Raw genomic sequence first — 17,031 nt, 5'->3', positions numbered from 1 at the left:
AGCATGAGCGAAGTGAGGAGATAACAATGACTGGGATAGCAGAAGTGAGCAAAGAAACAGAACTAAAAGGGCGGATTTTTAATATCCAAAAATATTCCATCTATGACGGTGATGGGATCCGCACGTTGATTTTTTTCAAAGGGTGCAACCTTCGGTGTGATTGGTGCGCCAACCCCGAAGGGCTAAGCAGTCAGTTTCAAGTAATGTTCAGCCACGACAAATGTGTGGCGTGCGGTAAGTGTGCCCAAGTGTGTCCTGCCGGTGTGCATCTGATGAGCACTGACGCTGACGGCAATGCCGTACACAAGATCAACAGGGCTGTTGACTGTATTGGTTGCCGGAAGTGCGAAGAAGTCTGCATGGGTGATGCGCTGGATGTGATGGGTAAAGACGTCACGGTGCCGGAGCTGATGGAAATCATCATGCAGGATTATGACTTCTATATGTCTTCCGGCGGCGGTGTGACTCTGGGCGGCGGTGAGCTGAGCTTGCAGGCCGATTTCGCAACGGCACTGCTGACCGAATGCAAAAAGCAGATGATCAACACTGCGATTGAAACCCAGGGCACAACCAGCCTTGAAAATTACGAGAAATTGGCAACGTGCACAGATCTTTTCTTATTTGATATCAAACAGATAAATACCGACCAACACCGTCAGTTATTCGGTATCGGTAATGAAGGGGTGAAGCGCAACCTTGAACGGTTGGTGGATCTTGGCGCCAATATCGTGATTCGAATGCCTTTGATCCGTGGTCACAACGATTCTTACGACTCGATCACCGGGGCTTTCAATTATGTCATGGAGCTCGCCAAGCGCGGCAACATCCAGCGTATTGATGTCTTGCCATACCACCAGTTTGGCAAAACGAAATACGACAAGCTCGACATGATTTATCCCATCACGCAAGACCTGGGTTATAGCGATGACGAGCTAGACCAGCTAAGCGCCTTCTTTACTCAGTTCGATTTCGATATCCGCTTGGTTCGACATTAAGGAGGAAACGATGACGACCAGTTTAGGCGTAATAGAGACCCGCGGTTTAATTTCTGCCATTCATGCTGCCGATGCAGCCTGTAAGTCGGCAGCTGTCACGCTGGTGGGTTGCAAGAAAATTGGTTCGGGGTTGGTGTCGGTGATGTTTCACGGCGAGATCAGTGCCGTATCAGCAGCCGTTGAAAACGGTGTAGATGCAGCACAGCAGGTCGAGGCTTCATTGGTGATTGCCCGCCCTGATACCAGTGTCTTGGCGATGCTGGAAAACGAGCCGTCTTCGACGCCGAAACCGCCTGAAGAGGGCTGTTCCGAACATAGCTCGGAGCCTGCTGCAAAAGCTGAATCAAAAGCTGAATCAAAAGCTGAGCCAGAGCCTTCAGCCGAGCCAGAAGTTGAGTTAAAGCCGGAAGTAAAACCGGAAGCCAAACTCAGCGAGCCGGCCGACAGCAAGGTGAAACCGGAGCCTGCTGAAAGTGCGAAAGCACCGTCAGATGATAAACCGGCCGCGAAGCGCTCTGCGCGCACCCGCAAACAAGGACCTCGAAAATGATCAGTGCAACGTTAATGGCGCAGATTGAGCAAAAACTGCCACCAAGTTGCCGTCAGGAAGGGAGTGCACTGCTCTCGTCTGTGACAAGCGTCGTGGCGGACTTGGGTATTCCGACCGGGGTATCGAACCGTCATGTGCATCTTTGCCAGGCCGACATTGAAGCGTTGTTTGGGGCGGGCTACCAGCTCACGCCAATCAAGGAGCTCAAGCAGCCGGGTCAGTTCGCGGCCAAGGAGTGCGTCACGATTGTCGGCCCCAAGGGATCAATTCAGCGCGTACGCGTGCTGGGACCGGCTCGGGCAGAGACACAGCTGGAGGTCTCGAAAGCCGATTGTTACACCCTCGGTGTTCAGGCGCCGGTACGTGAATCTGGCGATTTGACCAGCTCGGCAGATGCCCTGCTGGTAGGCGCGGCCGGTTTCTGTCATCTGGACTCGAAAGTGATTTGCGCCCAGCGCCATATTCACATGAGCCAGGAAGATGCGATGCGCTTTCAGGTTCAGAACGGTCAGCGGGTGAAAGTCCGTGCCGGTGGCGGCTGCGGTCTGGTGTTCGAGCAGGTGGTCGTGCGGGTGAGTCCGGCGTACGCACTGGAGTTTCATATCGATACCGATGAAGCCAACGCAGCAGGTCTTCGCTCTGGGCAAGACGTCTTTTTGACAGAGTAGTTTGGCTGAGCAATTTGGCCGACCCAGTTGGCCAAATGAGTGCGCAAAGGAAGGTCGATATGAACGAGCAACAGATAGAAGCAATGGTGAAGCGGGTGCTTGCGGGTATGCAGCCTCGAACCCTGATTGTGTTAGGTGACGAAGCAGACTACCGCTCCCAGATCATTGCGCGGTTACAACAGTGCCAGCAACGTCACTTTGCCATCTATATTCCGCCGTCGGCGACGGCAGTTCATTCCGCTGAACAATGGCAAGGCGTAGGGGAAATTCTGGCCTGGGACGGAAACAACGCAGCACAGTTTCTGGCCGGTTTTGATGCGGTATGGCTGCCGTTTCTGGATATCGCCACTCTGGCAGAGATCGCCAACGGCCTGTTTGGATCGCCAAGTTCGGTGCTGGTGCAAACGGCATTGATGAAAGGGCTATCCACAATAGCGCTGGATTATCAGTGCCGACTAGACAGCGAGCTCAATCAGCTAAAAGGGCTTTCCAGTAACCCGGCGATGATCGACAGGCTGGCTGTGCAGCGTCAAACGGTGCAGGTAATGGGACTGAACATTGGTTCGATAGGCCTGTTCGACGGTGTGCCGACGCCGGAGGAAAACCAATCAATAACAACAAACTCAGTTCACCAGATTGAGCCAACACTGCCACGCTTCATCACTCTTTCCGAGGTCATGGAGAAAGGGGCGGCAGTACTTTCGGATCAGGGGCGGCTAACCGACCTGGCTCAAGAGTATGTGAAGGCTCAGCACGGCAAATGATGTTTATCCAATTCGCTAAATAAAATTGAAAGAAAACTTAGGAGTATCTATGTCTGAATCATTAAAAAAATGGCTCTGGATGGCGCTTGTTATCGCCTCAGAAACCTCTGCAACCTCTACGTTGAAAATGTTCGATACCAGTGAAGGTTTCACTAAAACGGCTTTGTTGGCAGTGATCGTGCTGCTTTATGTAGTGTGTTACTACTCTCTGTCTCAAGCGGTTAAATATCTACCCGTTGGTCTTGCCTATGCGACGTGGTCTGGTACCGGGATCCTGCTGGTATCGACATTAGGTATGGTGTTCTACGGTCAGCATCCGGATATGGCAGCCATGATCGGAATGCTGGTGATTGCCAGTGGGATTATCATTATGAACCTGTTTTCGAAGATGGGTGAAGAAGAAACAGAAACTGAAATTGCAGTTAACGCTGAAGAAGTTAAAGGGTAAGGAGATATACCATGTTCAACGTAGGATTTTTGTGGCTGGCACTGTCAATTTGCTCTGAGATCACAGGCACTTCATATATTAAGAAAACCAACAATTTCCGTAATCCTGCCATGTCGGCATTGGTGATCGGTGCATACAGCCTGTGCTATTTCGCACTGACCAAAGCCATGGGTTATATCCCTGTCGGTATTGCGTACTCGCTATGGTGTGGTTTCGGTATTATCGGGGTAACAATCTTCTCGATGATCCTCTACAAGCAGAAGCCTGATTTCCCGGCCATGATAGCGATGGGATTGATTATCTCAGGTGGCGTGATCATGAATGTGTTCTCGCAGATGTAATGAATGCCCCTGAACATGTTCATCGCTAGAGTTTCTGTCGTCTTGGTTCTCAACCAAACTCTGGATTGATGCATGTTTATGGCGATGACTGCAAAGCCTCTAGTTCTCTAGGGGCTTATTTATTTCTTCAGGATGCTGCTTTTTCCCGCATGAATCAAGAAAGCGTCTTGTGTCAACTTGTTGACGTCGCACTTGTTTACAGATGAAAATCTGATGCTTGATCGAATACGTATCAAATAATTCATATTTAATACTACTTTTTGATTCAAAGCTATATTCCTCGCTTATACCACTATTGTACTATGTCTGAGTTTTGATGGTTGTGTCATTTACTTGACGGGTGGCGTCGATTATCGGCTTAGCCTGCTTATTGTCAAAACTAGGTTATTGCACCAATTGCTACTGCTCAGCAAGTTGGGGTCTAACTGGACAACGGAATTCCAATTTGACGTGGTGTTAACTGAAATTCATTGCCTTTATTTCACGTTAAGAGTAATCAAAAGAATGAAAATAATAAGAAAGCTACTTCAAACTATCGGCCTTAAGAGTATCCAAGCGCAGTTACTGCTACTAAGTGTCATCTTGGTTTTATCCGGGTTCAGTGCCATGGGGATAATCTATTATGGGATGGAAGCTGACGCTGCAACAATTAACGTAGCAGGGCGTCAGCGGATGTTGTCACAACGAGTTGCTAAAGAAGCCCTGCTGGTACAGGCTGGAATGGAGCAGGAAGCGGGCGTCAATAAGACAGTCGAACTGTTTGAATCCTCGATGCAGATGTTGCGAAATGGCGATCCGGAACATGGCATTGCGCCGCCGATGACCTCTGAAATTGAGGCTCAGTTAAGTAAAGTGAACGAGCTGTGGGGCGAATATCGTGCTGGTATCCAAAAACTACTCACCGCAGACACCAACCTCCGCAGTGAAGAAAACGTTGGGCAAATAAGAGAGCTTTATCAACGCTCTCCAATTATTCTCAAAGAAATGAACACGGCAGTCAAAATGATGGAGACTGCCAGCAATGCAAACGTAACGGTCAATATGAAGATCTCACTGGGCTTGATCCTTACATTGATGTTGCTTTCCGGCATTCTTTATCTTTACGTCAATCAATACCTGATGAAGCCGCTGTTGCCACTGCGCGAAGCGCTGCAGATGTTTGCCAAAGGTGATCTGACAAAACCGCTACCTTCTGATGATAGCGGTGATGAAATTGGCGCTCTTTACACTGACTACAACGAGGCCCGCTGGGAATTTGCCAGTATGCTGGGCAGTGTTGTTAAGTCGAGCGAACAACTAAGTGTGTCCAGCCTCCAACTTAAAAAAGCGGCGACCGAAAATGCCAGCGGTATGCAGCAGCAATATCAGGAGATCGAGCTGATCTCGACGGCAATGAATGAAATCTCTGCCACCATCCAAGAAGTTGCCTCAAGCAGTGCCAATGCCTCGGAATATACCAACCGTGCCGAGCAGGAAGCCAACCGCGGGCGTGGCGTTATGCGAGAGGCGGCTACCACAATTGATGAGCTCAACCAGCAGGTGCAGTCGGTCGGAACTGTGATTAATACCCTCAACGCCGACAGCATGGGGATTAACAAGGTACTGGATGTTATCAATGATATTGCTGAACAGACAAACCTATTGGCACTGAATGCTGCGATAGAAGCAGCCCGAGCTGGTGAGGCCGGACGTGGTTTTGCCGTTGTTGCCGATGAAGTTCGCGGACTTGCAGCAAGAACAGCCAACTCGACCAGCGAAATCCAGCAGATGGTTGTGAAGCTACAGACGCAGGCGCATCAAGCCGTGGAAGTGATCAGTACTGGCCAGGAGCAGGCAGCTTCCGGGGTCGAACATATGAAGCAGGCCGACGAGGCGCTTGAGCGGATCGTCGAGGCTGTGGAGGCCATCAACGAAATGAATGCCCATATTGCAACGGCCACACGGGAAGAAAGTGATGTTGCCGATGACATGAACCAGCGTATTGTCCATGTCGCAGATACATCGCATAAAACCCGCGACAACGCGACCAATAACCAAGAACTGGCCGATCACCTGTCGGACGTTGGCGAGCAACTGAGCCATTATACGGAACGTTTCCATATCTAATTGCGGTTTTCGTTTATAGGAGTGACATGAAGTGGCTGGTAATTGAGGTTATCAGCCATGCAAATGTAAGAAAGCACCAACATACGTATGTTTGGTGGAGTTGGCGGAAAGAAAGAGCGGTGAATAAATCTGTAAATATAGATAAATTTCCTCAGATCAAGTCGAGACTTATTCAACTTATTCAATTTAGTTAAAGCCTCTCATTTCGTAGGTTAATCGTTTAGTTAAGCACATTAAGTGCACGATACTCATCGAAGGCATATTGATCGGTCATACCGCTGATATAATCCTGAATCAGACGAACACGGAAGTAAAACTCCCAAACCTCATCATCAAAACTGTAGGGTAGATACGGAATATCCAGCTCTTTATCTTTTTCTTCATCTAATGTTCTTATTGCGATGTCATAAGCCTTTAAATGCTTGTTTGGCAGCTTCTTATGGAGTCTTCTTTCATATAACGGCGCGTCTTGAATATTAGAAAAAGTTTTCTTATCTAGCAGCAGTAAAGGCTTATAGGCTTCTAATAATCCGGTGATAATCCGATACCCTTGTAATTCACTCCTTTCGACTTCTGGATCACAGAAGGCATAGTTCATTGCAACGTTTTTTAGTGTTTTAACAAGGGCGTGATTGACACTTTTATCTTCAATTAGCGCTCGATTAAATGTGCCGTGAAATACCTTTTCAATATTTTCAATGAATTGTTTGCAAGCATGTTGCGGTAAGCGCTTATTTATTTCTACGCGTAAAGTCACAAAAAAATGGCTATTGGCACAGTTATCAGCCCTCAAAGCACTCTCGTAAGCAATATTGACTATTTCTTGCATAGTTTTCTGCTCAGCTAACTCATACTGCTTAGCGAGGGATTGGAACTCAGTATCAAGGGCACTTTTTAGTTGTTCAATAGTCAGTATGCCCTTTTCTACAGCATCCTCGATATCAGCTATACCGTAAGAAATATCATCAGCTGCTTCCATTATGTATGAAAATGGGGAGCGACAATGGGAACCCATGGCCAAAACGGATTTTAGAGATTCAACATAACGGTACTCACTTAAGTAGTAACCCACTTTTTTCATTAAGTAGTTATACTCCTGGAGTTGCGCATTATCTGGCTGTTCTTTCGGAGATGCTTGATCTCCTCGGCGAGTATATTTAAATACCCCTGAAACTTGGGAATAGGTGAGATTGAGTCCTAGAAGAGTGTGAACTAAGCGGATTGCTTGTGCATTACCTTCGAAATTAATAAGATCTTGGTGGATAGGATCTGGTAAATCAAATCTTGGTTTGCCTTCCTTATCTTTCGCCATAGAGGCTAAGTTTCTAGAAAACCAGTCATTTATTGCTTGTTCACCGAAGTGGCCAAATGGTGGGTTACCAACGTCATGCATCAAACATGACATTTCGACGATTGATTCTATTTGGCGTTCTAACTCCGTTAGTTTGTATTGCTCAAGAGCGTCTTTAGGTAGTGACTTGAAAATTAGCTGTGTGATGTAACGACCGACTTGTTGAACTTCCAAAGAGTGCGTTAATCGACTGCGAACTGCTGCATTGCGTTCTAGCGGAAATACTTGAGTTTTTTGTTGGAGCCTTCGAATGGCTGCTGAATTGAGAATCCGCCCTCGGTCACTTTCAAAACTCTCTTGCTGAGCAACTTTGTCGAGTTCTTTGAGTGGGCGAGGTCTAGTAGATTTCCCGTTGTGATAGACTCTTGTTCCTCGTACTTTTTGGTTGAAGTTAATAGTCATAACCTACTCTTATTCAATGATAATGAGAGTAAGCTATATTGAATATGCCTATGCATCCATATCAATTTATAATTAGTGTGACGAAGTAAAGCATTCACTTAAACCTTAGCAGTTATTTACAACTTGCTTCCCTCTAACTTAGTGGCTCATGTATTTACTCGAGTAACATGATATGTCGCTAGAAGTTGGTGGGGAAAAGTTTTGGCATCTATATGAGTTGATATGGATGGGAATGGCAGAAACAAAAAAGGCCACCCGAAGGTGGCCTTTTCCAAACGTTTGGTGCTGGCGGGATTTGAACTTAATCGCTAATTATTTGTTTTGTAGTTATTTATTTTAATTTGATTTTTGCTGGGATGGCTAGTGGGATAGCTAAAGTTGATTGTGTCTATGCCAAAATTAAAATTATAGCACTCAGTCGCTATACCAATTTCGTCTAACCGGGATAACGATATAGCTATTTGATAGGAAAATCGCAGTCTTTGATTGTGAGTCTGGTTGATAAGTTACACGGAAACGGACTCGCGTTCTCTGCCTCTGTCGCAACCTCGGCAAGAAGAAAGGCTAATGGGTTCTCTTGATTACCAGAAAGCTCTACCTGCTGCTTTGAGTTCCATTTATCGTGGTTTCGACATTGCAGCCAATACTCAATGGCACGCGTATCCGGCGGAAGTTCTTCGTAGTAGTCAACGACGGAGCCGTTGTTTAACACTCGTTGTTTTTTCACCGAACAACCAACAGCTCGGCTAAATAACTTAGACGCTACTTCCGCGTCCGCTTTCATCTTGCCCGCACGTTTCGCCGCATCAAATTCTGGATGCCGGATAGACCAATTGCGGATGGTGTCAACGCTTACTTCAAAGAAGTCAGCTAACTCGCAGTCGATGGCATTGAGCAGACACAGCTTATACACCTGCTCTACGTATTCAGGTTTGTACTTGTTGTTATAAGTATTTCCCTTTGGTGCGACCATGGTTGAGCTCTTTATATTAGCGATGGCTAAATTATATCATTGGGTAAGTTAAATTAGAATTTACTAATGTATATCGCGCGCGCGTGACCTGAAGTCTTAGGGTATGAAGACAGAAATAGCCGATTTGTAGGGGTTGTAGGCTTTCTGGAAGGGGGGCGTATGTATGAGAGCGATTCTAATAAAATACTAGCCCGAACTTCGACTCAAGATTACCTCACTTATGGACAGAAATGTGTCAGCGGCTTTGCTAAATTAGCTAAAAGCGGATTAGAGAAAGTAAGGGAAACCTTAAAGGACAAAAATCAAGAAGCGACCCCATTCTTCTAAAGTTATCCATCGAGCTCAATGACTACTCAGATGGATTTGTTAGTGCATATAAAAATGACTATAAGTTTAGAACTTTAATGAAGAATGCTATTGCTGGTGATTGATCTACTTACTATAAATCTTATAATGAGTTCACTGTACGTCAACAGAATGAGAATATCCCACTGATTTCACTCGTTTATGAAGAGTACATACACGAACAAATACGAAGAGAAAAAAAGAAAGGTCATTGGAGTTAACACAGGGCTATTGGTATACCTCTTTAAAAGGTATACCATCCAAAAAATAAATAACTAGTTAATTAGATGTCGATATATTTACTGACCTCAAATTGAATGAGATCGTCTTGTTTTTCAAGATAATCTCTAAATTTTTGATTGTGTTCTATAACACCATACTCATTGATTTTTATATTTTCAATTTGATTATCTCTATCCAACTTGTTAATCAATGAACCACTCAATCCAATTTTCACAAATTCAGAGTTAGATTTATTTGTAGTCCCATAAATGTGCAACTCGTATTCTTCTTCACTTATTAGGTCTAATTCAAATAGAATATTAACGTACTCATTTAGAGTATATGAAACAAAGTCACTTTCAATTTTTATTTTAACCAGCGCAATATTTACCAACTCTTTATGGCTTTTCTGTGAAAGATCTATATATACGTTATTACTATAAGAATCATATTCACTGCTTTTAGGTATCTCACCATAAGAGCTGCCTATAAAAAACTCTTTCCCTGTATTAGAACGTCGAATTGAATAAAAAAACTTAACAGTATCAGATATATGCTCTTTCAATGTCAGTCTGTGGAGATTCTCAGTGAACATCTTATAAAAAGATCTAGCTTTGGGGTGTCTTAATCGAGAAAATTCCGCATTAGAAATATAATTCTCAAAGCCGTAAATAAAAAATAGATATATCTTATCTATCACCGAAGCATCAGACCAACTTGTATCACTGACTATTTCACTTATCCTATTTTCTAATTTATCAAAAATCAAGTCCGAATCATAATATGCAGATGAAAGTGCAGATTCCATTAATATTCTTTTAACTCTAGTATTTTCATCATCTTCATTGAAAACTAGGAAATCTTCTCTTTCTATTATCTCTTCCATAGTTTTTATTTTTGACTCGATCTTACTAACATCATAAAAATCCGATTTATTTTTAGCTCGCTGTAACTCATTCCTTATATTATCAAAACTAAAATTAAGCAATAATGGATTCTTTACTACATCTTTAAAAAAACCACTTTTAAGAAGTTGTATTTTATTAGCCATATTGCCTTTCTTTCCATTAAACTCAATTGAGTTAACAAAATGCACAGAAGGTAATAATTTGCTTAAAGATTTATTATTCTCATCAAATACTTCATTAAGCCTATTAACTCTACCTATTAAATTCGTTAATGACTTAGCATCCAAATTATATGTATTTAATATAAACAAGTTATCTACTGGAAGGTTAACCCCTTCGAGTATAACCGAGTTAGCAACTATGTAACTTATCTCTTTTGTATGAGTGAATTTATATTCTAAATATTCCTTTATGAGATCAGGTAATTTACCATGTAAGTAAACTAAGCCTTTCTTTACATAATCAACACAATAGAAATCATTATGCACATTTTTAGAGATGACATCTGATAGATCTAGGAGTTCTTCAGAGTTAATAAACTCCAGCTCACTCTCAAGGTATACCGCTAACTGCTCTACCCTCTTTGGAGCTCTAAGATAAATAAAGTTCTTTTCTTTTTTATTTTCAATTATATATTCAATAAAACTATTATTACTTCCAGAGCGGTAAAATTGATTTAAGAAACGATTATACTTATGTACTTCCCCATTGTTTTTATACTCACTAATATCAGCTTCTTTAATGTTATTTATAATTCTTCGCTCAAATATATCTTGTCCATTTGAAACTTTCAAATTTCCTATTTCAGAGATCAAGGGAGACAAGTAATAGTTTCTAGATTTAGGGTTCCTTTGCCTATTACGCCTAATTAACCTAGTCAATAGTAAGCTTCTTCCATCCATTTCAAATATATTATGGGCTTCATCAATAATTAAAACATCGAATGACATTTTTTTATTTTTTAAGAGACGAAGAGCTCTCTCTTGAGTGAAAATAGAAATAAAACTATCAGATCCATCATACATTTCATCATGAAATATTATATTCTCGAAAGGAAAGTTTGACTTCATTAACTTGTAAGTTTGTATAAGCAAAGACTTAGTAGGAACTATTATAGCAACCTTATCAATTTCCTCTTTATTGATAATCTCAACAATTAGTGAGCTTTTACCAAAAGATGTAGGTGCCACATAGCAATTTTCTTGGCTATAGCTAGTAACTATTTCTTCTCTAGATTGCCTTTGTTCATACGTTTCAAATATATTACCATGCTTAAATTTTTCCAATTGATAATCTAGAGAGAACTTGTTGAAATTATCATCTTCAGACAAAATATTATTCAATATATACTTTGATATAGGATATAAACCAAAGTTTGCACTAGCATCTAATAGCGGTTCATAATTATTATTATTGATGGCACATTTTAGCGTGATGTAGTATGCCAATTGAAAATAAGGAGATTTTCTTTTATCCCCTGCATACTCCTTAAAAAACAAAATAGCGCACGACAAGACAAACTCAAGCTCCTCATTACTTAGAGCTACGTTTAAAGACATTTTCTTCATTGCTTCTGAAAATATTCCAACATCCTTCAACCAGCTAAAACTTGATGCCATTCTATTTATCCAAATAATTAAAAAATATTTCTATACTTTCCTTAGTAACACATATAGCCTTTACTGTATTACCTGAGAACTTTGATATAAATTCATAATCAATTAATATTTCACTTGTCATTCCATTATCCCACGCGCCATCTAGAAATATTGTAGAGCATGGGATGATATTAAAATCATCGATATTGGAATAATCACCTAAGTCAAAATTATCCTGCAATTTTTTGATTTTCTTTCTTATTGACTTTTCTGTGCCTACATCTATATGAGACGCATGGTTATATGCATTTTTCCAAGGATTATTTTTACCTTTCTCACTTTTACCTGATACATAGTTTTCTAGATCTGAATAAGCCGATTTTAATTTATCTTTATGTGATATTTTTTTACTTTTAATTGAACCTGATTTACTTTCTAATAAAAAGGTATCTGAGTTTTTGGAGAAAAAACCATCAAAACCTTTTTTTATAGACCCTTCCTCTAAATTAAAAAACAAAAACTCCTGCTTATACCCACTCTCTTGCAGATACAAGTGAACAAAGAATTCCGCAATAGCTCCCATTTTCGTATTTTTTCTTTTATCTTCAAAAAAGTTTCTAAGTCTAAGCTTAACTAAACTCAACTCACTATCTGAATCGCCTTCACATATGGATACCAAAAACTTATCGAGAAGTTTTTCAAGATTTCCGTCTATTGTAGGTATGTCAATAACATGAAGTTCACATTGAGGAGATAGGTATTTTATTTCTGATGGAAGCATCTTCAATCCTACAGTAGCGTTTAATTTACCTTTCTATCAATAAGTTACAAGAAAAATAATCTAAGCCAAAATACAGTAAAGAGGATTGGTAAACAATGATACAGCTCATTAAATGAGATGCATATTACAGAATGACGAGGGTCAGGCCTTTCTTTTTGTCTCGATTAGTTTAAGTATCGCAAATATTGATATTCAGGAACTAGTTTTAGGTCGCATTAACTCGCTTTGGGGCATAAGCAAGCCAGAGCTTCGGGCAAGTTATTCCGTCAAGAGTACCCCCAGCCTACTACGAACCCTATAAACCCTACAAACTGACATGACTAATGAGTTTCTCGGTTTTGTAGGGGGGAGGGGGCGCTCAAATAGGTTCACACGTCCTAACTTTTGCAATTATTTTTTAGTGACAGTGATATTCGTCATCATCGGCCTGACGATCTGCCATCCATTGTTGTAATTCTTGATCTTCCAAGGCTTTTAGCACGTCTGCCATTGCATAGGCTTTTACTAACTTACCATTAGTGGACACTTTTTTTGTTGGAGCTGGAAGGTGTCTTTTTGTCATAGCTGAGGTCCACTCGCCTTTTGAAAGGAGTTTACTTTGTGTAATGCAATCTTCCCAAGGAAGGTCTTTGACTACGGTGTTCTCAGGCTTAGCTACAATACGGCTTTTTCTGCGAGCATTACCTCTATCCCGACGCGCCGTGATTTCCTCTTGCATTATGTTGAATTTCGATTGTGACTCTACTTTGAATACCTCTTTTCTTGGATAGCAACCATGTACCAACTCTTCTCCCAAGAGCCTTACTTCTTCCTTACCAGGAAGGAGCTCTCTACGCATTACGCTTGACCAGCCACGCTCTTCCATTTCGTCAACACAAATCCATTCATCATCAAACGTCTTTTCCGTTAACCTGCTTTTTGTTAATTCTGTTCTTAATCTTTTTTCAATGGCATGAGGGAGCCCCTCAGACTCACCATTATTATTTTCAAAAACTGCTTTGTGCCACATTGCATTCCAATCAGATAGCTTCATGCTGATACCTCCTATATAACTAGTCCAGATATTAGCAGAGATTATCAAAGTTTCCGGCTTCGAAAAATCGGTTACATCTTGGATAGGTATATGTGAAGGGGGGAGGGGGTATTTTGCTGTGGTCCATCCCCCCCTTCCTATGAGTTATGGGATACAGCTAGCTTGAGGCCGTTCGGTAAGTGAAGCTTAATGCTGGACCCTCATTGGGGAAGCTGGCTGCATTTTGAACTTTCAACACTTCACGGCTGTACATTTGTTAGCTTGTAAGCGTGGTGGTGATGGTTTGGCCGTGTTGCGGTATTCACTTTAGGCTAGCCAGAGATAGAACGGTCATGTTAGGTGGAAAAAGTGGGTTTTCAGCTGGCACCTTTCCTATAGTACAAACGCACGTTCGTTGTTCTTGGTTAAAAGCTGAATAAGTGTGTGATTATAGGAAGTTATTAATAAGAAAAAAGTCCACTTTTTCCACCTAGACAGGTTAGATTGCCGGGTAGTTCTTTAATGATGCAATGCCGCAACATCTTATAGGGTGAGAAGGCTAGGGGAAAGGGGCTGCGAAGTGCCCCCTATTCCCCGATTATATTTCGTTAGAACCTCGGTAAAGATCGATCGTCATAGAGTGACGGATAGCAGCTATACCCACTGTTAAGGCTAGCTACGTGTCCATGGTTCGCCATATATGCTTTGAATTGCTGCTTGCTGTACGGCTTCCTGTTGTTATGGCGGCACCAATCATGGTAAATCGTATAAGCGTGACTAACTTTTAACGGGGGGCGTGCCTTAAGCGTTTTGCGGTTCCCAATGTCGCTGTCGTCATCATTAAGCCAGCAAGCTACGCTATCCCCCTCTCGCTGCCATTCATTGAGACATTTATAATGTGTCGCTGACAAATATAGACCGTTATCGAGATAATCTTTCACCCCCATGATTGCCCAGCCTAATATTGCTGGTAACTCATCATCAATAATGCGGTCAACTAATGTTGGATCTCGCTCACTCTCTGGCTTGCTGTTTGCGAAGTGAATGATAGCCCAGCGTCGCCAGAAACCTTCACTATGATCTTTGGTGGTCAGGAAAAAGTTACCGTTGAACCAGCACCCGGCATCGGGAATAAAAGTAAAGACTTTGCCGTATGGCTCGCGGGCTGATTTTGTATCACCTCCAGTAATCGCTTTAAATGCCGCACTCGGCACAGGTTTGTCTTTGTCGATTTCAGGAACAAGGTTCAATAGCTTTCCGGCCAACGATGCGACTTTGTAGTCGTTGTCCATCTCATGTGGGCTGACGCTTGCCCTGTACTCGCTGGGGACCAATGCCTCCAAGATCTTCAAGTATAGTGATTTACCTGAGCCGCCAGCTCCGAATAAGAATATTGCTCGTTGTGTTTGAGCTTGTAAGCCCAGGAGGGACAAGCCCGTTAGCATCCGCAGTTGACGAATCTGCCCGTCCACGTCAGTCGAATCAAAAGCTTCCCGAAGGACACCAAGCAGAAGTTCCGGCTCGCGACCAAATACAGGTTCAATCTCTAACCGGAAACGAGCATGGTGTTCTGGCGATGGTGGCAGGTTCATTAGTTTTCTATTCTGAACGCAGATGAAACCGGATGGGGCGTAAATGCCTTTCGGTGCATTGGCAAAGAAGCCTTTCTGCTCGACTGTGTTGTAGCTGTGTGACGCAATCGCTTTATAGTCCGTTTCTCGCTTACAGCGATCCTCGGTTTTAAATAGCTTGGCAATAGCAACACCAACTCGTGATAGTGCGGTGTCTACCCAAATACCATTATTTTCATTGTACAACCATAGACGACCATATTCGCCAATTGGGCGGACGTCGCCGAGTTTCTCAATATACTTGTCAGCCATCTCACCATGAGTCAGTGGAATCGGTTCTTCTGCGGCTTTGCGTTCCTTTACTGCGGCTTTGATATCAGCTATGTCTACGCCTGTTATATCTTTAAGTTGGTGACGCATTCGGCCTACATCAATAAAGTTTGCTTTATGGATAAAACCAATCACGGCGTCAAAGGCACGTTCGTTGTACTTGTCTTCTTCTAAAGCTTGAATGGCGGCACCAAAGTCTGGATATTCCTGCTCATCATCTTGGCTGGCGTTCTCGGCATCAACTGGATTACTTGCCTGATGATACTCGCCAATCTCTGCTTCAATGTTGGCTTCGATGATTGCTTTGATCGGCTGGCCAGAAAGGTATAAATCAGACCAGTCTGTACCGCCGCTTTCTGGTATCTCGCCATCCTCGGGCGGAATAAGGCTCAGAACAGGTGCTTGTGGAGCAGTCGCCTGAGCTTCTTCCAGTGCCTTAAAGCCGGGCATGTCAAAGTCGGAGGCAATAAACACATAATCGTGCTTTTCCGCAACTACTGGAACAATGTTCTTAATGTTGCCAGCATCAAACGCTACATATGTTGTTATGTCGGTTTGTTCGTAAATAGTACGACCCGTGCCCCAGCCTTCGGTGATGACCCCGTAGTCACCACCTTCACCTAGTGCCAGAAAAGAACCACGTTTTGTTGACCCTTTAAACCATGGCTTATCTCCGTTGGGAAATAGACGCTGCAAGCCCGTCATGACTCCCTCAGCGTTATAGGCAGGGACGACTAACGCCCCACCTTGTTGCTTTAAGCCATCGCTAGTCAGCTTCTTGGCTAGCAGATAAGGGTGATTGCTATCAGCATCGGGCAGAAGATCGAACTCAGGTGCAAAATTATTAACCAGCTTCTCTTTCTGGCAGCCCAGAGAAGGAGTGTTGGGTATGTGGTCGTCATTCGTTACGTTCAAAGTGTCAGCCACTTTGTTAGCTGCTTCTTTAATGTCACAGCCGTAATAATCACGGACAAGAGCCAGACCATCTCGACTCTGCTCGGGACACTGATTGCAGAATGATGTACCTCGCCCTTCTAGGTCATCGAACCGGAATCGATCTTTGCCGCCGCAGATAGGGCAGGCGGTATGCCCGCCCTTTTCATCCACGATGATCCCCAATGCATTGAGAACATATCCCCATTTACCGCGGGTCATTTCAGCAATTGTACTCACTTGGTTGCGAGAATTAATCACAGCCGTTTGATCTTGTACCGATAAGTTATCGGTGATGAGGGTAAATTCCTCTTCAGTTACGTTAAACAGTTCGTGAAGAAGAGTCGAGGTTGAAGAAGATGTATCTGCCTGAGAGGCAGGGAAGCATCCAGCTTCATGCATTGCAACAGTAAGGGGCTTTTCGTTCATTACTGGTCGCTCCATGCTGCCGAACGTTTTTTAATAAGGAAGGCAACGAGTTTCTTGATGTAGTTCGCGTTCTTTCCTGCAACCATTGCATCCAAAATATTGGCTACCTCATGTTCCGGCCAGCCAACGCGGCGGCCACCTAGGTTCACTGGGGGGGTCATAAGCCCTGCATTAATGCGTAGGTATAGCGTTGAATTTGAAAAGCTAAAGCGCTCTAGTACGGACTTTTTGTCAATAATCTTCAGTTGGATGGTGTTGTTCATTTTTACCCCACTTAGGATGTTGTTAACTGATGGGGTAAATT

At 43.1% G+C, this 17,031-nt stretch carries 14 protein-coding genes; 7 read left to right on the top strand and 7 right to left on the bottom strand.

Going from position 1 to position 17,031, the window contains the following annotated elements; all coding sequences use genetic code 11:
- Positions 1-26: 26 nt before the first annotated feature.
- The 7 genes from cutD to EDI28_RS17695 all read left to right on the top strand — a co-directional run bounded on the left by cutD (position 27) and on the right by EDI28_RS17695 (position 5,872).
- Positions 27-995 (top strand): choline TMA-lyase-activating enzyme, encoded by a 969-nt coding sequence (gene cutD, locus EDI28_RS17725; protein WP_128785228.1) that lies wholly within the window; start codon positions 27-29, stop codon positions 993-995.
- Between the two features lie 10 nt (positions 996-1,005).
- Positions 1,006-1,545, top strand: a complete 540-nt coding sequence (locus EDI28_RS27895) for a BMC domain-containing protein (protein WP_128785227.1) — start codon at positions 1,006-1,008, stop codon at positions 1,543-1,545.
- Positions 1,542-2,213 (top strand): phosphate propanoyltransferase, encoded by a 672-nt coding sequence (pduL, locus tag EDI28_RS17715; protein ID WP_128785226.1) that lies wholly within the window; start codon positions 1,542-1,544, stop codon positions 2,211-2,213. The genes EDI28_RS27895 and pduL overlap by 4 nt, the downstream gene beginning before the upstream one ends.
- A gap of 59 nt (positions 2,214-2,272) precedes the next feature.
- Positions 2,273-2,977 carry a hypothetical protein gene (locus EDI28_RS17710; protein ID WP_128785225.1) on the top strand — a complete coding sequence of 235 codons (705 nt, stop codon included), beginning with the start codon at positions 2,273-2,275 and terminating at the stop codon, positions 2,975-2,977.
- Between the two features lie 49 nt (positions 2,978-3,026).
- Positions 3,027-3,425, top strand: a complete 399-nt coding sequence (locus EDI28_RS17705; RefSeq protein WP_128785224.1) for a DMT family transporter — start codon at positions 3,027-3,029, stop codon at positions 3,423-3,425.
- 11 nt (positions 3,426-3,436) lie between these two features.
- The gene (locus EDI28_RS17700; protein WP_128785223.1) at positions 3,437-3,766 is read left to right on the top strand and encodes a DMT family transporter; all 330 of its coding nucleotides are present in this window, start codon (positions 3,437-3,439) and stop codon (positions 3,764-3,766) included.
- A 504-nt stretch (positions 3,767-4,270) separates the two neighbouring features.
- Entirely contained in the window at positions 4,271-5,872 is a 1,602-nt protein-coding gene (locus EDI28_RS17695; RefSeq protein ID WP_128785222.1) for a methyl-accepting chemotaxis protein, read from the top strand.
- A gap of 220 nt (positions 5,873-6,092) precedes the next feature.
- Here the strand turns inward: EDI28_RS17695 and dgt are convergent, their stop codons facing one another.
- From dgt to EDI28_RS17660, 7 genes are all read right to left on the bottom strand, one after another.
- Positions 6,093-7,625, bottom strand: coding sequence for a dGTPase (gene dgt / locus EDI28_RS17690; RefSeq protein ID WP_128785221.1), 1,533 nt, complete (start codon positions 7,623-7,625; stop codon positions 6,093-6,095).
- Positions 7,626-8,082: 457 nt separating this feature from the next.
- Positions 8,083-8,598 (bottom strand): hypothetical protein, encoded by a 516-nt coding sequence (locus EDI28_RS17685; protein ID WP_128785220.1) that lies wholly within the window; start codon positions 8,596-8,598, stop codon positions 8,083-8,085.
- A 628-nt stretch (positions 8,599-9,226) separates the two neighbouring features.
- On the bottom strand, positions 9,227-11,692 hold the full coding sequence (locus EDI28_RS17680; protein ID WP_128785219.1) for a DEAD/DEAH box helicase: 2,466 nt from the start codon (positions 11,690-11,692) through the stop codon (positions 9,227-9,229).
- A gap of 1 nt (position 11,693) precedes the next feature.
- On the bottom strand, positions 11,694-12,452 hold the full coding sequence (locus EDI28_RS17675; RefSeq protein WP_128785218.1) for a Hachiman antiphage defense system protein HamA: 759 nt from the start codon (positions 12,450-12,452) through the stop codon (positions 11,694-11,696).
- Positions 12,453-12,849: 397 nt separating this feature from the next.
- Positions 12,850-13,485 carry a hypothetical protein gene (locus tag EDI28_RS17670; RefSeq protein ID WP_128785217.1) on the bottom strand — a complete coding sequence of 212 codons (636 nt, stop codon included), beginning with the start codon at positions 13,483-13,485 and terminating at the stop codon, positions 12,850-12,852.
- A gap of 587 nt (positions 13,486-14,072) precedes the next feature.
- On the bottom strand, positions 14,073-16,727 hold the full coding sequence (locus EDI28_RS17665) for a phage/plasmid primase, P4 family (protein WP_164918588.1): 2,655 nt from the start codon (positions 16,725-16,727) through the stop codon (positions 14,073-14,075).
- Positions 16,727-16,990 carry a helix-turn-helix transcriptional regulator gene (locus tag EDI28_RS17660; protein WP_128785215.1) on the bottom strand — a complete coding sequence of 88 codons (264 nt, stop codon included), beginning with the start codon at positions 16,988-16,990 and terminating at the stop codon, positions 16,727-16,729. Before EDI28_RS17660 ends, EDI28_RS17665 begins: the two co-directional genes overlap by 1 nt.
- Positions 16,991-17,031 lie beyond the last annotated feature (41 nt).

It is taken from the genome of Photobacterium chitinilyticum (assembly GCF_004104355.1).
Classification (GTDB): domain Bacteria; phylum Pseudomonadota; class Gammaproteobacteria; order Enterobacterales; family Vibrionaceae; genus Photobacterium; species Photobacterium chitinilyticum.
This window is presented reverse-complemented; position numbering and strand designations above follow the sequence as displayed.

Bases quoted from the DNA above. Each gene is read 5' to 3' on its own strand.
- pduL (WP_128785226.1), top strand. From the start codon at position 1,542: ATGATCAGTGCAACGTTAATGGCGCAGATTGAGCAAAAACTGCCACCA.
- EDI28_RS17670 (WP_128785217.1), bottom strand. From the start codon at position 13,485: ATGAAGCTATCTGATTGGAATGCAATGTGGCACAAAGCAGTTTTTGAA.
- EDI28_RS17665 (WP_164918588.1), bottom strand. From the start codon at position 16,727: ATGAACGAAAAGCCCCTTACTGTTGCAATGCATGAAGCTGGATGCTTC.
- cutD (WP_128785228.1), top strand. From the start codon at position 27: ATGACTGGGATAGCAGAAGTGAGCAAAGAAACAGAACTAAAAGGGCGG.
- EDI28_RS17705 (WP_128785224.1), top strand. From the start codon at position 3,027: ATGTCTGAATCATTAAAAAAATGGCTCTGGATGGCGCTTGTTATCGCC.
- EDI28_RS17685 (WP_128785220.1), bottom strand. From the start codon at position 8,598: ATGGTCGCACCAAAGGGAAATACTTATAACAACAAGTACAAACCTGAA.
- EDI28_RS17660 (WP_128785215.1), bottom strand. From the start codon at position 16,990: ATGAACAACACCATCCAACTGAAGATTATTGACAAAAAGTCCGTACTA.
- EDI28_RS17695 (WP_128785222.1), top strand. From the start codon at position 4,271: ATGAAAATAATAAGAAAGCTACTTCAAACTATCGGCCTTAAGAGTATC.
- EDI28_RS17680 (WP_128785219.1), bottom strand. From the start codon at position 11,692: ATGGCATCAAGTTTTAGCTGGTTGAAGGATGTTGGAATATTTTCAGAA.
- EDI28_RS17710 (WP_128785225.1), top strand. From the start codon at position 2,273: ATGAACGAGCAACAGATAGAAGCAATGGTGAAGCGGGTGCTTGCGGGT.
- EDI28_RS27895 (WP_128785227.1), top strand. From the start codon at position 1,006: ATGACGACCAGTTTAGGCGTAATAGAGACCCGCGGTTTAATTTCTGCC.
- EDI28_RS17700 (WP_128785223.1), top strand. From the start codon at position 3,437: ATGTTCAACGTAGGATTTTTGTGGCTGGCACTGTCAATTTGCTCTGAG.
- dgt (WP_128785221.1), bottom strand. From the start codon at position 7,625: ATGACTATTAACTTCAACCAAAAAGTACGAGGAACAAGAGTCTATCAC.
- EDI28_RS17675 (WP_128785218.1), bottom strand. From the start codon at position 12,452: ATGCTTCCATCAGAAATAAAATACCTATCTCCTCAATGTGAACTTCAT.